The sequence below is a fragment of the Flavobacterium suzhouense genome (genome assembly GCF_042684765.1).
GTDB classification, from domain to species: Bacteria; Bacteroidota; Bacteroidia; order Flavobacteriales; family Flavobacteriaceae; genus Flavobacterium; species Flavobacterium suzhouense.
This window is the reverse complement of record NZ_JBHUMD010000005.1, coordinates 239699-257692: the sequence shown is the minus strand read 5'-3', so window position 1 is coordinate 257692 and position 17994 is coordinate 239699. Positions and strand designations below refer to the sequence as shown.

Here is a 17994-nt window from a genome sequence, read left to right as displayed (position 1 = left end):
GATGTTTGAAACAGTATTATAGTATAAGTATGAATAAACTTATTGTTTTTTTGTTTTTTTGGATTTTCTTTATTTCCACGCCGGCAATAGGGCAGGATCTTTTGAAAAGCAACGATTTGAGGTCGTTACATGTAGATCAGTTATCGGATGATCAGATTGCTCAGATTCAATCTGAATTAAAAGCTAATAACATGTCTATAGACCAGGCCGAGACTATTGCTTTATCTAAAGGTATGCCTAAGTCTGAATTTGCTAAATTAAGGGGGCGTCTTGCTGCCACTAAAACAGCAGCTTCTACTGCCGGCAATGCCGGTAATGTTGTAGACAGAAAAATAACATCTGTATCTGAAGCATCACAAAATTCATCAAATCCTATGATTTTTGGATCGGAATTATTTAATAATCCGGCTTTGAGTTTTGCGCCTAACGATAAGATTGCTACTCCGCTAAATTACATCCTCGGCCCTGGCGATGAATTACAGATAAGCCTTTACGGAGTACAGGAATTTAACTCTAATGCAGCTGTTAGTGTTGAAGGAAAAATTAGTCTTCCTTTTGTTGGACAAATTTCTGTTTCCGGAATTACAATTGAAGCAGCAACCCAAAAGATAAAAAATTCAATGTCTAAAGTATATAGTACTTTGGCATCCGGTCAGTCTAAACTATCCGTTAGTTTAGGAAATATAAGAACAATAAGAATTACCATTATAGGGAGTAAGTTGCCGGGTAATTATTCAATATCTTCATTGTCCACAGTTTACAATGCATTATATATAGCGGGTGGACCTTCTGAAAATGGTAGTTATAGAAATATTGAGCTGATAAGAGGTAATAAGGTTATAAAACATATAGATATTTATCGCTTTTTAGTGGGAGGAGACCAGTCTGATAATTTAGGGCTAAAGGATAACGACGTAATAAGAATTCCTGTATACAAGAACAGGGTAACTATAGAGGGCGAAGTAAAGCGCCCGGGAATATTTGAAATAAAAGAGGGCGAAACATTTGCTGATTTGATTTCATTTGCATCCGGTTTTAGTGAGGTTGCTTATACAGCAACAGTTAATGTTGTCAGTAAAACTGAAAAAGAGTTTAAGGTTCAGGATATCAGTTCTAAAGATTTTTCTTTGTACAAGCCTAAATCGGGCGATATTTTTAAGGTTTCTAAAATTTTAAATCGTTTTGAAAACCGAATTACAATTGAAGGTGCTGTTTTCAGACCTAATCAGTTTTCTTTTGTCAACGGTATGCGAATTAGTGACCTGGTGAATAAAGCAGATGGCTTAAGGGAAGATGCTTATTTAAAACGCGCTATGCTTGTAAGGCAAAAAGATGATCTTAGTACAGAAGTTGTTGAAGTAAACCTTGCTAATGCAATGGCAGGCGATGCTTCAGCCAATATAGAGCTTAAAAAGGAAGATGTATTAACAATATATTCTTCGCTTGATTTTAAAGAAAATTATAATGTTTCTATAGAAGGAGAAATCAAAAGAGCTGGTGTTTATCCTTATTTTGAAAATCTTACCTTAAATGACCTTATTATTCAGGCGGGTGGACTTACCGGAGCAGCCTCTAAGAAGGTGGAGATTGCAAGGATGATTAAAAGTGAGGATCTTGATAATACTAATCCAAGAAAGATTGAACTGCTGAATATAGAGATTGACGCACTAAATAATGAACAGGCTCAAAATATCGAATTGCTGCCTTACGATATCGTTACTATTAGAAGAGTAGCAGTTTTTGAGCAACCTGAAATGGTAAATGTAATTGGAGAGGTTATCTATCCGGGTAAATATGTCCTGGAAAATAAAGATGAACGCATTGCTGATGTTATAAAGAGAGCCGGAGGGCTTTCTCCACAGGCAAATATTTTAGGTGTTAAAATCAGACGCCCGGTTAAGGGTGATCAGATTGAAGATTTAAGCAGGGTAGATTTAAATTTGGGTAAAGGAGATACAATACAGAAAAAACTGACTGATAAGGTAATACAGCTTCGATATACTACTATTCCTGTAGACTGGGAAATGATTCTGAAGGACGAGAAGCATTATTCAAATGTTTTACTTGTTCCCGGGGATGAGATTAAAGTGACAGCCTTTGATGAGGGTGTAAAAGTGTCTGGTAACGTACTTCTTAACTCGGAGATTCCATATCGAAAAGGTAAAAGCTTTAAGTATTATATTAATTCTGTAGGGGGAATAGATAATAAAGGCTGGAAGAGAAAATCATATATTATTTATCCTAACGGAAAAGCAGATGTAACAAGCTCTTTTTTATTTTTTAAATCGTATCCTGAAGTTCAGCCGGGTTCACAAATTGTAGTGCCGGCCAAGCCGGAAACTAAGAAAATGACAACAGGCGAGATTGTTGGTATAGCTAGTGTTTTAACAAGTCTTGCCGGAGTAGTAATTGCTATATTAACAATAAAATAGATTTAGCTGGGCTATGAACGATATAAAAACTGATGAAATAACCTTTAAGACTATAATACTTGAAATTAAAGGATGGTTTAATTTTATTCTCAGTAAATTTAAATTTATTTTTTTGGCAGGCATCCTAGGAGCAGCATTAGGTGTTTGCTATTCTTTAATGAAAAAAGATATTTATGTTGCAACCTTAACTTTTGCTCTTGAAGAAGATAATGCAGGAGCAAGCGGTGCATTGGGACTTGTTGGACAGCTTGGATTAGATGTAGGCGGAGGAGCAGGAGGTGCTTTTGCAGGTGGTAATTTAATTTCACTGTTCAAATCAAGGAAGATGATTGAACAAACTCTTTTGACGGATATAGCTGTAAATGGTAAAAAAATATCATTAGCAGAAATGTATATTCAGGAAAATAAGTGGAGAGATGGATGGAAAAAATTGCCTAAAATTAAAAACTTAAAATTCTTACCTTACGCAAACAGGGATAGTTTTACTAGAGAACAGGACAGTGTTTTAGAGTTGATCTTCAAGAACTTATCAGCTGCGAATCTCGATGTATCGCAGAAAGATAAAAAAATTGGTATGATTTCCATTGAAACAAAATCTACTAACGAACATTTCTCGAAAGTTTTTACTGAGTCTTTGGCAAATGTAGTGTCTGATTTTTACATTGAAACAAAGACGGAGAAGTCAAAAATAAATATGGAAATCCTTCAAAGGCAACTTGATTCAATCAGAGGGGAATTAAATGGTTCTATTTCTGGTGTTGCAGTTGCTAATGACAGAACCTTTGCCCTTAATCCCGCATTAAATGTGAAGAGAGTACCTTCTGTAAGGAAGCAGGTTGATGTTCAGGCTAATACTACAATACTTACTGAACTTATTAAACAAACCGAATTGGCTAAGGTTACATTAAGGAAAGAAACGCCGCTTATACAGGTTATTGATAGGCCTATATATCCGCTTAAAAAGGAAAGGTTTGGTAAGGCTAAAGGTATTGTTTTTGGTGGGTTTATTGGAGGTTTTCTTGCTGTTATGTATTTTATAGTGAGGAGACTGTATGGAATTTTAATGAAAGAATAGATTTAAAAAATAATATGAACGTTATTAAGCTTATTGGAAGAAGTGCCGAGATATTTGAAAATGATATTACTAATCATGAAGATGAGTTAGGTAGTATCGTAAAAAAATCTTCTTTTTTAGTGATTGGTGGGGCAGGATCAATTGGTCAGGCGGTTACAAAAGAAATTTTTAAAAGAAATCCGGCTAAACTTCATGTTGTTGATATAAGTGAAAACAACATGGTAGAGCTTGTTAGGGATTTAAGAAGTTCTTTTGGTTATATTGATGGTGATTTCCAGACTTTTGCTTTAGATATTGGATCAAAAGAATATGATGCTTTTATTAAGTCTGACGGGAAATACGATTATGTGCTTAACTTATCGGCTTTAAAGCATGTTAGAAGTGAAAAAGATCCATTTACTCTAATGCGAATGATTGAAGTAAATGTTTTCAATACAGAAAAAACGCTGGAACAATCAATAGCAAATGGCACAAAAAAATATTTTTGTGTTTCTACTGATAAAGCTGCTAATCCTGTTAACATGATGGGGGCTTCTAAACGTATTATGGAAATGTACCTTATGCGAAAAAGCAGGGATATAAAAATATCTACTGCACGTTTTGCTAATGTTGCTTTTTCTGATGGTTCGCTTCTTCATGGATTTAATCAAAGAATACTTAAAAAGCAGCCTATTGTTGCGCCAAATGATATCAAACGCTATTTTGTAACACCTAAAGAATCAGGTGAATTGTGCTTAATGTCGTGTATTTTTGGTGAGAACCGTGATATATTCTTTCCAAAACTTAGCGAGAGCCTGCACCTTATTTCTTTTGCTGATATTGCGGTGAAATACCTTGCAGAGCTTGGTTATGAACCATACCTGTGCGAATCTGAAGATGAAGCAAGGGATAATGCTGAAAGACTTATTGCCGAGAAAAAATGGCCTTGCCTGTTTGCAGGAAGTGATACGACGGGAGAGAAAGACTTTGAGGAATTCTTTACGGATAATGAAGTTTTGGATATGGAGAGGTTTGAAAATCTTGGAGTTATAAAAAACGAAGAGAGTTTTGATCAAAATAAGCTGGAATATTTTACAGATTCCATAAATAAAATGAAAGCTGACGGGTTATGGGCAAAAGAGCAGATTGTGGATTTGTTCCATGAAATGATCCCTAACTTCGGACACAAAGAGACTGGTAAATACTTAGATTCAAAAATGTAATCATGAGCGATTTTAATTCTGTAATATCATTTATAAAAGAGCAGTATAATAATAAAGATTTTACGCCGCTTCATGCTCCTGTTTTTAACGGGAATGAAAAGAAATATTTACTTGATACCATCGATTCTACTTTTGTATCATCTGTTGGTGCTTATGTAGACCGTTTTGAGGAAATGATGTGTGGCATAGCTAAAACTGAGAAGGCTGTAGCTGTTGTAAACGGTACTGCCGGTATACAGGTAGCATTGCGTCTAGCGGGTGTTAATGCCGGCGATGAGGTAATAACCCAGGCCTTAACATTTATAGCAACAGTAAATGCAATTGTATACAATGGTGCTACACCCGTTTTTGTAGATGTAGATCTTGATACAATGGGCCTTTCTCCAAAAGCTCTTGAAGCATTCCTTACAGATAATGCAGAATTGAGAGAGGATGGTACTTATAATAAGAAAACAGGAAAAAAAATAGCTGTATGTCTTCCTATGCATACTTTTGGCTTTCCGGTGCATATGGATGAACTTTTGGCAGTTTGCAATAAATGGAAAATAACATTGATTGAAGATGCTGCCGAATCGTTAGGGAGTTCATACAAAGGTAAGCCTACAGGTAGCTTGGGTAAACTAGGTGTTTTTTCTTTCAACGGCAATAAAATTGTTACCAGCGGAGGGGGCGGTGCGATTGTTACTAATGATATCGAACTGGGGATAAAAGGTAAATACCTTACTACTACTGCCAAAGTTCCCCATCCTTATGAATTTGTTCATGACGAGATAGGGTACAACTTCAGGATGCCAAACTTAAATGCGGCTTTGGCATGTGCTCAGCTTGAACAGCTTGATGCATTTCTTGAAAACAAAAGAGAACTGGCTAAAGATTACCAGGCTTATTTTTTAAACCAAGGCATAAAATTCAGAACTGAAACACCTGACACCAAAGCTAATTACTGGCTAATGTGTGTAGAACTCGAGAACAGGCTGGAAAGGGATTTGTTTTTGAACGATACAAACAAGAACGGTGTCATGACAAGGCCAATCTGGCAATTGATGTTCAGATTGCCTATGTATGCAAATTGTCAGAAAGACAGTCAGCAGAATGCTCTGTTTTTAGAAGAAAGAATTGTTAATATACCAAGTAGTGTACGCTAACCAATCCATATTAATAGGGTATTCTGGCCATGGTTTTGTAGTCGCTGAAGCGGCGTTAGAGGCAGGTATTGATATTGTTGGATATGCGGACAGGACTATACCGGAAAATAATCCTTTTGGTCTTACATATATTGGTGTTGAAAGCAATGAAGGCTTTGAGGGCTGGAAAATGGATGTTTCTTTTATGTTAGGTATTGGTGACAATGCTTTGCGTGAAAAAATTGCCAGGCTGGTGGTAAATCACAATAAAAAGCTGCTTGCAGTAATAAGTAAAGCCGCATCGGTTTCAAAAACTGCAAAAATAGGAGATGGAACATTTATCAATCGAAATGTATCTGTTAATGCTTTTGCTGAAATAGGTAACAATGTTATTTTGAATACCGGTTGTATTGTGGAACACGAGTGTGTTTTGGGAGATACGGTTCATATTGCTCCCGGAGCTGTATTAGCAGGCAATGTTACAGTAGGCGAAAGAACTTTTGTAGGAGCTAATGCAGTTGTAAGGCAAGGGATATATATTGGAAAGGATGTTGTAATAGGTGCAGGTTCTGTAATTATAAACGACGTTCCAGACGGTATGAAAATAGTGGGTAATCCCGGTAAATATATATAGTATAATATATGCTCGGGCCTTAGGCCGGGCAAACACAGATATGAGTAAAGTTATAATAATAGCGGAAGCGGGAGTTAACCATAACGGCGATATCGTAATGGCTAAGAAATTAATTGATGCAGGTGTTGATGCAGGTGTTGATTATGTTAAATTTCAGACTTTTAAAGCCGATAAACTGGTGAGCCGTGACGCTAAGAAAGCCGATTATCAGAGTAAGAACATTGGAGACAGTGATGATTCTCAGTATAACATGCTCAAAAAACTAGAGTTAAGCCATGAGGATCACATTGAATTGATGGCTTATTGTAAAGAAAGGAACATAAAATTCTTTTCCACTGCTTTTGATGTAGATGGTGTTCATTACCTTAATGATCTGGGATTGGAACTTTTTAAGGTTCCAAGTGGTGAAATTACAAATTATCCTTACCTCAAGGCTATAGCTTCTTTTAATAAGCCGGTAATATTATCAACAGGTATGTGTACTGAGCAGGAGATAAAAGATGCTGTTGGTGTTTTAACGGGCGCAGGTTTATTAAAAGAAAGGATATCGATATTGCATTGTAATACTGAGTATCCTACCCCAATGAAAGATGTTAATCTTAAAGCGATGTTGGCCATCAGTAAAGAATTTGATGTAGAAGTGGGATATTCTGACCATACATTAGGAATTGAAGTTCCTATAGCTGCAGTTGCAATGGGTGCAGTAATTATTGAAAAACATTTTACTCTTGACAGGACTTTGCCCGGACCCGATCATGTGGCATCTCTTGAGCCCGATGAATTAAAGCAAATGGTTAATGCTATAAGAAACATTGAACTTGCTATTAGCGGTAGTGGTATAAAGGAACCGAGTGCCAGCGAAATGAAAAATATAGCCATTGCCAGAAAGAGTATCCATATTAGCAGGGATTTGCCTATGGGGCATATTATTACTGATGATGATATTATGGCGTTGAGACCCGGAGATGGAATATCGCCAATGCGATGGAATGCTGTTGTGGGTAAAAGGCTTACTGCGGATAAGAAAGGATTTGATAAACTGTTAGAAACAGATATTGCATGAAAATAGGTGTTTTAACAAGTTCGAGAGCCGATTACGGAATTTATCTTCCTCTTTTGGAGAAGATAAAGAATGATAGTTTTTTTTCTGTCGAAATAATTGCCTTTGGAACACATTTATCAAAGAGCCATGGATATACGGTAAATGATATTGAAAAAGACGGGTATAAAAAGATACATAAAATTTCATCTCTGCTATCTAATGATGATGAGCAGGCAATAAGTACATCGTATGGGCTTACGGTCTTAAAGTTCGCTGATTTTTGGACCTCTAATTCTTATGATCTTGTGCTTTGTCTTGGTGACAGGTTCGAAATGAGTGCAGCAGTTCAGGCGGGGATACCTTTTGGAGTTAAGTTCGGCCATATTCATGGAGGTGAAACTACGCTTGGTGCTATAGATAATATTTACAGGCATCAGATCTCGTTAGCTTCGGTATTGCACTTTACGGCTGCTGATGTTTTTACTGAGAAATTAATTTCTTTATTGGGAACTGATACAGGAGTTTTTAGTGTTGGTTCTATAAGTCTTGATGATATAGCACGGTTTGAGCCGATTGAAAAAAAGCCTTTTTATGAAAAATTTTCTTTACCCAATGAAGAGTTTGTATTGGTAACATTTCATCCCGAAACAGTTGGAGCGGAAGTTAACCATGATTATGCCGGGGAAATGAGAGTGGCTTTAGAGAAAATAAGCAAAGAATTGTTTTTGGTCATCACGATGCCAAATGCTGATACACTTGGATCTATTTTTAGAGAAGAGATTATAGAATTAAAATCGGCTTATCCGGAAAGGATACTGCTTATTGAAAATTTTGGAAAAGTGAATTATTTTTCGGCAATGTATTATGCTAAGCTTTTATTAGGTAATACATCAAGCGGAATTATTGAAGCTGCTTCATTTGGAAAGTACGTTGTTAATGTTGGCGACAGACAAAAAGGTAGGGCTCAAAGCAATAACATCTTTGATACACCTTTTAAAGCTGAGGCTATTTGTGATTCAGTAAAAAAGGCAACTGAAAATGGAGGGTTTAGAGGAGATAATGTCTACTATAAAAATGGTGCTGTAAGCGCTATAATTAAAATTATAAAAGAGTCTTATGAGAATATATAGAGACCATCTTATTCTTACCGGTAGTACGGTTAGGCAGGCACTGTTAATGCTTGACGAATTATCACATGATGCGATACTTTTTGTGGTTGATGAAAAAGATACGCTTATAGGTGCGCTTACTGATGGAGATGTAAGAAGAGGACTTATAAAGGGGTTTACAATTGATAGCCTTGTAAACGATATTATCCAGAGTAATCCAAGATATATCACCAAAGGAGAAAACAATCTTAATAGAATTATTGAGTACAGGGAAGATAACTTTAGGATTGTTCCGGTATTGGATGAAAACCATCGTGTTGTTAATATTATTAACTTCAGGAATATAAAATCATATCTGCCTATTGATGCAGTTGTGATGGCGGGAGGGCGAGGACAAAGGCTAAAACCCTTTACCGACACGGTTCCAAAACCATTACTGAAAGTAGGCGATAAGGCAATAATGGAACATAATGTAGACCGGCTTGCTTTGTACGGGATTGATGATTTTTGGTTTTGTGTAAAATATCTCGGTGAGCAAATAGAAACTCATTTTGGAAAAGGAGAGGACAGGAATATAAAAATCAATTATATATGGGAAGAAGATGCGCTTGGAACTATTGGTGCTGTGTCTAAGATAAATAATTTTAAGCATGATTATATACTGGTAACAAATTCTGATTTGCTTACCAATATTGATTATGAACATTTTTTCCTGGATTTTATAAAGAAAGACGCTGATCTTGCTGTATTGACCATCCCTTATCAGGTTAATATTCCTTATGCTGTACTTGAAACCGGGAATGAAACGGAAGTTAAGAGCTTTAAAGAAAAGCCTACATATACATATTATTCTAATGGAGGTATTTATCTCATGAAAAAAGAGGTGCTTAAATACATTCCTAATGAAATTTTTTATAACGCTACTGACCTTATGGAGGCTCTTATTCAAAATGGGCTTAAGGTTATATCTTATCCTTTTTCAGGATACTGGCTTGATGTAGGTAAACATGAAGATTTCAATAAGGCGCAGTCTGATATTCAAAATATTAAATTTTAATGAAAATATTAATCACTATTTGTGCAAGGGGAGGGTCTAAAGGTATACCCGGTAAAAATATTAAACCTATAGCAGGAAAACCTCTTATTGAATATTCTCTTACAGTAGCAAAAAGACTTGCTGAAAGATATGATGCTAAGATTGCCGTCTCTACAGATGATAGTGCTATCAGGGATGCTGCGGCACTTTGTGGTATAACGACCGATTATATCAGGCCCGATTTTTTAGCAACCGATGCTGCCGGAAAAATAGATACTATAAAAGACCTTGTATTATATGAGGAATCTTTGGAAGGGCATAATTATGATTATGTTCTTGATTTAGATGTTACCTCACCATTAAGGACTCTTGATGATTTAGAGGAGGCTCTTAAAATGATTATGGCTTCAACTGCAAAAACACTTTTTTCGGTTAATCCAGCCGCAAGGAACCCTTATTTTAATATGGTTGAAGAGAATGCAAACGGATTTTATTCGCTTGTAAAGAAAAATCCCGACGGCAGCATTATGACAAGGCAATCGGCACCAAAAGTGTATGAGCTAAATGCTTCATTTTATTGGTACAAAAGGGAATTTTTTGATATGAATCTCAAGTCACCCATAACAGATGAATCTATTGTGTATGTTATGCCACATATATGTTTTGATCTTGACCATCCAATAGATTTTTCGTTTATGGAATATTTGCTGTTAAATGATAAACTGGATTTTAAATTATGAATATTTTAATTGTAGGATTAGGTTCTATTGCTACGAAGCATATTAACGCCCTTAAAGAAGTTTGCGGGCAGGTTAATATATTTGCGCTTCGTTCTAAACCTGGTTCAGAGATAGTTGAAGGTATTACAAATATTTATGATCTTGACGATACAGATACAGTTTTTGATTTTGCAATAATATCAAATCCGACAAATTTACATTACGGCTTTATTGAACTTCTTGCCGACAAGGGCGTTGACTTGTTTATTGAGAAACCTCCGGTTAGTTCTCTTGAGAATATTGATGCACTGATTGAAAAAGTGGATAGCTCTAAATCAGCTTCTTATGTTGCCTGCAATTTAAGATTTCACCCTTGTTTGCAGTTTTTAAAGAAAAAGCTAAGTGATAGCCCAAAACGCATAAATGAAGTAAATATATATTGCGGATCGTATCTTCCGGATTGGAGGCCCGGTAAAAACTTCAGGGAAATTTACAGTGCTAATCCAGAAATGGGAGGAGGCGTCCATCTGGATCTTTTTCATGAATTAGATTATACGTACTGGCTTTTTGGAAAACCAAATAAAACATCTTCTATTAAAAGGAATGTTTCTTCTCTGGAAATAAAAGCATACGATTATGCAAATTACCTTTTTGAATATGATGGTTTTGCAGCAAATATTGTAATGAACTATTTCAGAAGGGATGCAAAAAGAACTATAGAGATTTTGTTTGAGGATGAGACCTGGACAGTTGATCTTATACGAAACACTATAACGGATAATAATCGTGCCATTATATTTTCAGATAACAGTTTTGGTGTTCTAAAAACATATACAGATCAGATGAATTATTTTATCAATACTTTAAAGGTTGGTAAAGAACAAATGAATACTTTTGCGGAGTCTGTAGAAGTGCTAAAATTATGCCTTAGCAATGAATAAATTAAAGGATAAAATTATAATTGTTACCGGAGGTAACGGCCTATTAGGTAAAGAGATAATAAGCAAGCTTTCTCTTGAGGGGGCTGTTTGCATTAATGTCGATATAAACCATGAGACCACTGATGATCTTTCGGCTATCAGGTGCGATATAACCGATCCGGAATCGATAAACAGCTGTGTAAGTTTGATTGTCGAAAAGTTGGGAAGGATAGACGGACTGGTAAATAACGCTTACCCAAGAACTAAAGATTGGGGTGCCAAATTTGAAAACATTGAGTATGCTTCATGGAAATCAAATGTAGACTGGCAGCTTAATAGCTATTTTTATTTTGCGCAACAGGTTTCTAAACAAATGAGACTGCAAAAAAGTGGCTCTATAGTAAATATGTCTTCGGTATACGGTATTGTTGGTCCAGATTTTACAGTTTATGACGGAACAGAAATGACAATGCCTGCAGCTTATTCGGCGATTAAAGGAGGTATTGTTAATTTTTCACGTTACCTGGCATCATATCTTGGACCGGACGGGGTAAGAGTGAATACAGTGTCGCCCGGAGGAATATTTGATAATCAGAATACGGTTTTTGTAGATAATTATAACAAAAAGGTTCCCATGAGGAGGATGGGCCTTCCGAAAGATATTTCTCCATCTGTTGCTTTCCTGCTATCGGATGAAGCGGGATATATCACTGGCCAGAATTTAGCTATTGACGGCGGATGGACCGCAATTTAAATGATAAAGATAAATCAATATACAATCTATTATGAGTACTAAGAAGATTACCTGGTGTAAAAACTGTTTAAATATGTCTACCAGACCACGAATTACTTTTGATGAGAAAGGTTGGTGTAATGCATGCCAGTGGATGGAAGAGAAAAAGAAAATTGACTGGGCACCAAGACAAAAAGAACTGGAAGAGTTATTGGATAAATACAAATCTAAAACTGGTAATTTTGACTGTATAGTACCTGTAAGTGGTGGTAAAGACGGATCATACGTAGCTTACATGCTAAAGCATAAGTACGGGATGACTCCTCTTGCTGTTACTGTGCGTCCGGCACTGTCACTTCCTATTGGAGATCAGAATTTATTTAATTTCATTCAATCAGGATATGATCATATTCATATTTCGCCTAACCCTAAAGTATTAGACAGGTTAAATAAATATGGCTTTATAGAAAAAGGATTTCCTTATTATGGCTGGCTAATCGCTATTATGACTGCTGTAATAAAAACTGCCGCGAACTATAATATCGGTTTATTGTTTTATGGTGAGGATGGAGAAGTTGAATATGGAGGATCTACTGAAAGTAAAAATAAGGCTTTATATAATATAGATTATATGAAGAAGGTGTACCTTGAAGGAGGACATGAAAAAGTTTTTGATAGAATCAAACAAGATGGAGATATAAGTGAAGCTGAATTATCATTCTTTAAATTCCCGACAGATGAAGAAGTTTCTGAAATTGGACTTGCTTTTACGCATTGGTCATATTTCGAACCATGGGATTCATACAGGAACTATGTTGTTGCTAAAGAACACTGTGGACTTGTTGAGAAGGATGAAGGTAATGTGGATACATTTACAAATTTTGCTCAAAACGACCAGGCGCTTTATTCATTACATGCCTACCTGATGTATCTTAAATTTGGTTTTGGCCGCGCTACTCAGGATGCCGGAATTGAAATCAGGCGAGGTTCTATGACAAGAGACCAGGCACTTAATCTTGTGAAGATGTATGATAATGCATATCCACACGATTTAATTGATATCTATCTTGATTATTATAAAATGACTAAAGAAGAGTTTGATGCCGTTTTAGATAAATACGCTAATAAAGATTTATTTGAAAAGGTTGATGGTATATGGGAACCTAAGTTTACGCCAGGAGAAGATTTTGAAATATGAAAATAGCAATTGTTGACTATGGAATGGGGAATATCCGTTCCATAGTCAGTACATTAAAATATATAGGAGTTGAAGATGTTGTTCTTAGCTCTGATTTTGACACACTGAATTGCGCTGATAAAATAATTCTGCCCGGTGTTGGGTCTTTTGGTAAAGCCATTACTCAAATCAGGGAAAAAAATATAGACAAGTATCTTAATGAAATTGTGGTTGACAATAAGAAACCATTACTGGGAATATGTCTTGGAATGCAGTTACTCGGGATGTCGAGTACTGAAGATGGTAACAATGATGGTTTAGGATATGTAGATGGACGTGTGGAAAAGTTTGACAATAGTCTTGTAAAAGTGCCTCACGTAGGTTTTAATCAGGTTAAGATAAATAACAGTCTTAAAATGTTTGAAGGATTTACAGAAGAGCCTGCCGATTTTTATTTTACACATAGCTACAGGATGACAAGTAATGCAGATATTAATCAGTGTTATTGTAATTATCAGGATGATTTTGTAGCTAGCTTTGAATTTGGCAATATAGCCGGGGCACAATTTCATCCGGAATTAAGTCAGACTAACGGGTTGAGATTATTAAAGAATTTTATAGATAAATTCTAATGTTAAGAAAGAGAATAATTTTCACGCTAATATATAGTGAAGGCTTTTTTATGCAAAGCCGTAACTTTAGACTGCAAAAGGTAGGGAATTTAGGGTGGCTTGAAAAAAATTATAAATTCCAGTCAATTGCATTTTCACTGGATGAACTGATAGTACTTAATGCTACTAAATCGGGCAAGTCTATTACAGAGTTTGCACAAACAGTTTCTGATCTGGTTAATGATGTTTTCATACCCATAGCCGCCGGTGGGGGTATAAGAACAGCAAAGGATGCAGAACTGCTTTTTAAAAGCGGTGCCGATAAGATAGTGCTTAACACTGCTTTGATTGAAGCTCCGGAGGTTGTAAAATCTTTAGTAAAACAGTATGGCTCGCAAAGTATTGTTGCTTCTATTGACTATAAAAAAGTTAATGGAGAGTTTGAAGTTTATATCAATGATGGAAGCACTAAAATTGATATGTCTTTACAGCAATATATAAAGTATCTTGAAACGCTTGAGATAGGAGAAATTTATCTGAATTCTATAGAAAAGGACGGAACAGGTTTTGGTTATGATTTCGAAACCATAAAGAATCTTGAAAAAGATATAAAGCTTCCGCTGATAATTGCAGGGGGAGCAGGCAATGAAAGTCATCTTATAGAAGGTCTGGAATTAAACGGTGTAAGTGCTGTGGCTACGGCTAATCTCTTTAATTTTATTGGAGATGGATTGCCAAAAGCAAGGAAAAAAATTTTAGAAACAAAATTAAATATTGCTAACTGGCATGCTGTTAATTGATATATATAATAAGATAAAATATAATAAGAGGGCAGATAGGTTGGGACCGGATATGCCTTTTACACATTGGAAACTTTTTTATGCCAAGCAAATGATATGCCTTTGTAAGAGCAAATTCAAGTTCTTTGCTGACACGGCTCAGTTTCGTCCAGGTGCATATGCAGTTGGCTGTTCAAAAATAAAAATAGGCGATCGTGTTGTAATAAGACCCGGCGTTATGCTTTTTGGAGAATCCGAAAGCCTTGATACTTCTATTACAATTGAAGATAATGTAATGATGGGCTGTGGTGTTCACATTTATATTAACAATCATAAATTTGATGATCCGGATATTCCACTTATTGATCAGGGATATTATCCTGATGAGCCGGTAGTGCTAAAAGATGGATGCTGGATAGGTGCTAATGCTATTATATTGCCTGGTGTAACTGTAGGCAGAAACTCTGTTGTAGGTGCAGGTTCAATTGTTACAAAATCAATCCCTGATGGTGTGGTAGCAGTAGGTAGCCCAGCTAAAGTAATAAAAAAAATATAAGGATTGCCTAGCTGGATTTGAATATCCAAATAAGTAATATTTCAGTTTTAAACATTCTTCTATAAATGAAAACCCTCTTGTTTTTTGATCGCAGTGAACTTACTGAGTTGTATGCCTCGCTATCCCTCAAAATGAAGGATGAATTTAATATAATACATGTTGCATACTCACAGTATGAGGAGAAAATACTTATAGATAAATATGGGATAAAAGCTGACTACATTTTTCAGGATTTGGTCGGCTCTAAGTTAAATGGGGGAGTAAATATGGAAACGCTTGAAGAAATTGATTCGCTAATTGTTGCCGAATCAAAGGGACGATTTAGTCTTAATTCTTCAATACAAAGTGACAGAGGTTTTAGCTTGTTGGAATATGATGAGGCTTTACTGCTTTCTCAATCTCAATATTTAGTATGGAAAGAAATTTTCCAATTACACAATATTGATTTCTTTTACCATGAACCACCTTCACTTTTTATGAATCATATTGCATCGTTCCTATGTCTTTCTAATAACGCAAGATATTGTTATGATTCGATGATAAAGGCTGAATCGCAATATAATTATATTTTATTGATGCAGGATACAGCTTTCTCCCCTGAAATTAATATTGGAATGTCATACATTTCTGAAAAAGATATTCTTGATAATAAAGAAAGAATTGACAGCTTTGTTAATACTTTCAGGGAATCATATAATGTGTTTTTGGGAGATAAGATAAAAAGTAATTTTAATTATTTTTCTTTACTTAAAAAATCCTTTAGAGACTATTTGATTAATAAGAGAGCCAGATATAAACTTCGTAAAATCGAAGACAATATAGATTACTATTTATTTAGTAAAAATAATTCATGGGACAAGCTTAAGAATATAATTAATTATAAGTTACATGTAAAATTCGATGATTTAGACACTACTAAGAATTATTATTATTATTCCATGAATCTTGAACCTGAGGCTACAGTATTGTATCTTGGAGATGGGATTTATGAAAATCAGATTAAGCTTATTGTAAATATTGCCTCGCAGTTACCACCAAACACATATTTATATGTAAAGGATCATCCTCATTTTATTGGATATAGGCATTATTTGGATTATGTTAAGCTAATGAATGTGCCCAATATTAAGGTACTAAAAGCGGAAATTCCAGGAAAGCAAATAATTAAGAGTTGTATAGGAGTTTTCATGGTTAACGGTACTGCCGGATTTGAAGCTATAATGCTCAATAAACAAGTTTATACTTTTGGGAATATGTTTTTTAATGTATGTGAAAGAGTAAATTATATTAAAAACATTAAAGATTTGAGAGAAATTATCTACAATAATATTGGTGTTGTATATGAAGATGATTTCAGGCTTCATAAATTCATCCTTGCATTTCTAAATAGTACTCATGAAGGGGTTACAGATTTTTTTCAGGGAAGAATGAGTTTGTATGATATAGACTATGATACTAATATTACTAAAATTGCAGCAAATCTCTCTCTGTTTTTTAAAACCCACGCCCCTAATAATTTAAATTAAACCCTATTGAAAAATAAACAAGCTTTAATTTTTATAGTTGTAAATATAATTGTGGCCTTTCTGGGTTTTGTACGTTCGTTTGCTTTTATGAAATTTTTCGATTTTACTGAATTAGGGACAATTACTATGGTAAGTACTGCCGCCTCATTTATTGGACTTTTTCAGTTAGGCTTGATAAATGGAGGCTATCGGCTTATTGCCTTGGGAGAAAACAATTCAGATAACAAGGTTAATAATGTTATATTCTCATATTTTGGATGTCTCTTTTGTATGTTAATAGGGATTTCTCTATTGATCAAATTATTGGGATATTATGATGATTTACTGGTTATATCGGTTAGTCTTATTATGGGTTTATGTATGCTGGTTACGAATTGGTTAACAAATTCATTAATAGGGGCATTAGAATATCGAAAACTCAATTTAGCAAATGGTATTAGTGCCTTTGCCAGTATACTGTGCCTTATTTTGGCTTACCTTTTTGGGCTCTATGGAGCACTTATGAGCCTGCTTATACAACCATTACTATTTGTAATATTAGTATTTCTATTATACAGAAAAGCTGTTCCAAAAAGGTTTATTCTTGATTTCTCTTATATAAGATACATATTATCATTCGGTTTTATACCTTTTTTATCAGGTATATTCGTTTTACTTCATATGCAAATTGAACGTTGGAGTATAATCACTTTTTTAGGAGAAGAACAGTTGGGAAGATTATATATAGTTTTTTTATTAGTGACTTTATGGTCATTAATTCCGGCATCTATAAATAGTCTTTATTTTCCACGTAGTATATCCTCTGCTAAAGATGGAGTGAATTCTAACTTGTTAGCGATTATCAGGCAGTATTTTTTTGTGATATTGTCCTATTGCATGGTTGGCGGAATTGGAGTAATATTACTCATAGATCCGATTGTATCTTATATCTTCCCTGCTCATGTAGGGTCAGTTATTTTTGTTTATACAATAGTTCCTGGTTTGATTTTTAAAATTTTAGGAGATCCGATAACTTTATTGTTGAATAGTATAGTAAAACTAAAGCCTATCTTTCATAGCGATTTAATTAGTATTATTATATATATTGTGATGGTTATTATGCTTGTTGCATATAAGAATTTTACACTCCAAAATATTTTATATTGTTATGTGATATACAATTTTGTGAGGTTTATTTATCTGTTAGTTGTTTACATGCTCATTTCTCCTAAAAAGTTAATTGCTACTTAATATGATAAATAATAGGATATATATTGCTGTTTCAACTAGGGTTTTTAAGCTTCTTTATAAATTTAAGTTTAAATATTTTGGTTCAAAAT

At 34.9% G+C, this 17994-nt stretch carries 17 protein-coding genes; all 17 read left to right on the top strand.

The window, feature by feature from the left end; all coding sequences use genetic code 11:
* Positions 1–29: 29 nt before the first annotated feature.
* The 17 genes from ACFSR3_RS04115 (at position 30) to ACFSR3_RS04035 (ending at position 17905) form a co-directional block, all read left to right on the top strand.
* A complete protein-coding gene (locus tag ACFSR3_RS04115) occupies positions 30–2432 on the top strand; it encodes an SLBB domain-containing protein (protein WP_379819851.1) in 2403 nt (800 codons plus the stop codon).
* Between the two features lie 13 nt (positions 2433–2445).
* A complete protein-coding gene (locus ACFSR3_RS04110) occupies positions 2446–3507 on the top strand; it encodes a lipopolysaccharide biosynthesis protein (protein ID WP_379819850.1) in 1062 nt (353 codons plus the stop codon).
* Positions 3508–3521: 14 nt separating this feature from the next.
* On the top strand, positions 3522–4709 hold the full coding sequence (locus tag ACFSR3_RS04105) for a UDP-N-acetylglucosamine 4,6-dehydratase (protein ID WP_379819849.1): 1188 nt from the start codon (positions 3522–3524) through the stop codon (positions 4707–4709).
* A 2-nt stretch (positions 4710–4711) separates the two neighbouring features.
* Entirely contained in the window at positions 4712–5854 is a 1143-nt protein-coding gene (locus ACFSR3_RS04100) for a LegC family aminotransferase (protein ID WP_379819848.1), read from the top strand.
* A complete protein-coding gene (locus tag ACFSR3_RS04095; protein ID WP_379819847.1) occupies positions 5844–6467 on the top strand; it encodes an acetyltransferase in 624 nt (207 codons plus the stop codon). The genes ACFSR3_RS04100 and ACFSR3_RS04095 overlap by 11 nt, the downstream gene beginning before the upstream one ends.
* A 40-nt stretch (positions 6468–6507) precedes the next feature.
* The gene (neuB, locus tag ACFSR3_RS04090) at positions 6508–7530 is read left to right on the top strand and encodes an N-acetylneuraminate synthase (protein ID WP_379819846.1); all 1023 of its coding nucleotides are present in this window, start codon (positions 6508–6510) and stop codon (positions 7528–7530) included.
* Entirely contained in the window at positions 7527–8639 is a 1113-nt protein-coding gene (gene neuC, locus ACFSR3_RS04085) for a UDP-N-acetylglucosamine 2-epimerase (protein WP_379819845.1), read from the top strand. Before neuB ends, neuC begins: the two co-directional genes overlap by 4 nt.
* The gene (locus ACFSR3_RS04080) at positions 8626–9675 is read left to right on the top strand and encodes a nucleotidyltransferase family protein (protein WP_379819844.1); all 1050 of its coding nucleotides are present in this window, start codon (positions 8626–8628) and stop codon (positions 9673–9675) included. The genes neuC and ACFSR3_RS04080 overlap by 14 nt, the downstream gene beginning before the upstream one ends.
* Positions 9675–10394: an acylneuraminate cytidylyltransferase family protein gene (locus ACFSR3_RS04075; protein ID WP_379819843.1), complete on the top strand. Its 720-nt coding sequence runs from the start codon at positions 9675–9677 to the stop codon at positions 10392–10394. Before ACFSR3_RS04080 ends, ACFSR3_RS04075 begins: the two co-directional genes overlap by 1 nt.
* Entirely contained in the window at positions 10391–11314 is a 924-nt protein-coding gene (locus tag ACFSR3_RS04070) for a Gfo/Idh/MocA family protein (protein ID WP_379819842.1), read from the top strand. The genes ACFSR3_RS04075 and ACFSR3_RS04070 overlap by 4 nt, the downstream gene beginning before the upstream one ends.
* Positions 11307–12047 carry an oxidoreductase gene (locus ACFSR3_RS04065; protein WP_379819841.1) on the top strand — a complete coding sequence of 247 codons (741 nt, stop codon included), beginning with the start codon at positions 11307–11309 and terminating at the stop codon, positions 12045–12047. Before ACFSR3_RS04070 ends, ACFSR3_RS04065 begins: the two co-directional genes overlap by 8 nt.
* A gap of 31 nt (positions 12048–12078) precedes the next feature.
* Positions 12079–13224 (top strand): N-acetyl sugar amidotransferase, encoded by a 1146-nt coding sequence (locus ACFSR3_RS04060; RefSeq protein WP_379819840.1) that lies wholly within the window; start codon positions 12079–12081, stop codon positions 13222–13224.
* Complete coding sequence (hisH, locus tag ACFSR3_RS04055) at positions 13221–13835, top strand: imidazole glycerol phosphate synthase subunit HisH (RefSeq protein ID WP_379819839.1); 615 nt, start codon at positions 13221–13223, stop codon at positions 13833–13835. The genes ACFSR3_RS04060 and hisH overlap by 4 nt, the downstream gene beginning before the upstream one ends.
* On the top strand, positions 13835–14614 hold the full coding sequence (locus tag ACFSR3_RS04050; protein ID WP_379819838.1) for a HisA/HisF-related TIM barrel protein: 780 nt from the start codon (positions 13835–13837) through the stop codon (positions 14612–14614). The genes hisH and ACFSR3_RS04050 overlap by 1 nt, the downstream gene beginning before the upstream one ends.
* Entirely contained in the window at positions 14601–15149 is a 549-nt protein-coding gene (locus ACFSR3_RS04045) for an acyltransferase (RefSeq protein ID WP_379819837.1), read from the top strand. The genes ACFSR3_RS04050 and ACFSR3_RS04045 overlap by 14 nt, the downstream gene beginning before the upstream one ends.
* Positions 15150–15214: 65 nt before the next feature.
* Positions 15215–16675 (top strand): capsular polysaccharide export protein, LipB/KpsS family, encoded by a 1461-nt coding sequence (locus ACFSR3_RS04040; RefSeq protein ID WP_379819836.1) that lies wholly within the window; start codon positions 15215–15217, stop codon positions 16673–16675.
* Positions 16676–16681: 6 nt separating this feature from the next.
* Positions 16682–17905 carry a hypothetical protein gene (locus tag ACFSR3_RS04035; RefSeq protein ID WP_379819835.1) on the top strand — a complete coding sequence of 408 codons (1224 nt, stop codon included), beginning with the start codon at positions 16682–16684 and terminating at the stop codon, positions 17903–17905.
* Positions 17906–17994: the final 89 nt, after the last annotated feature.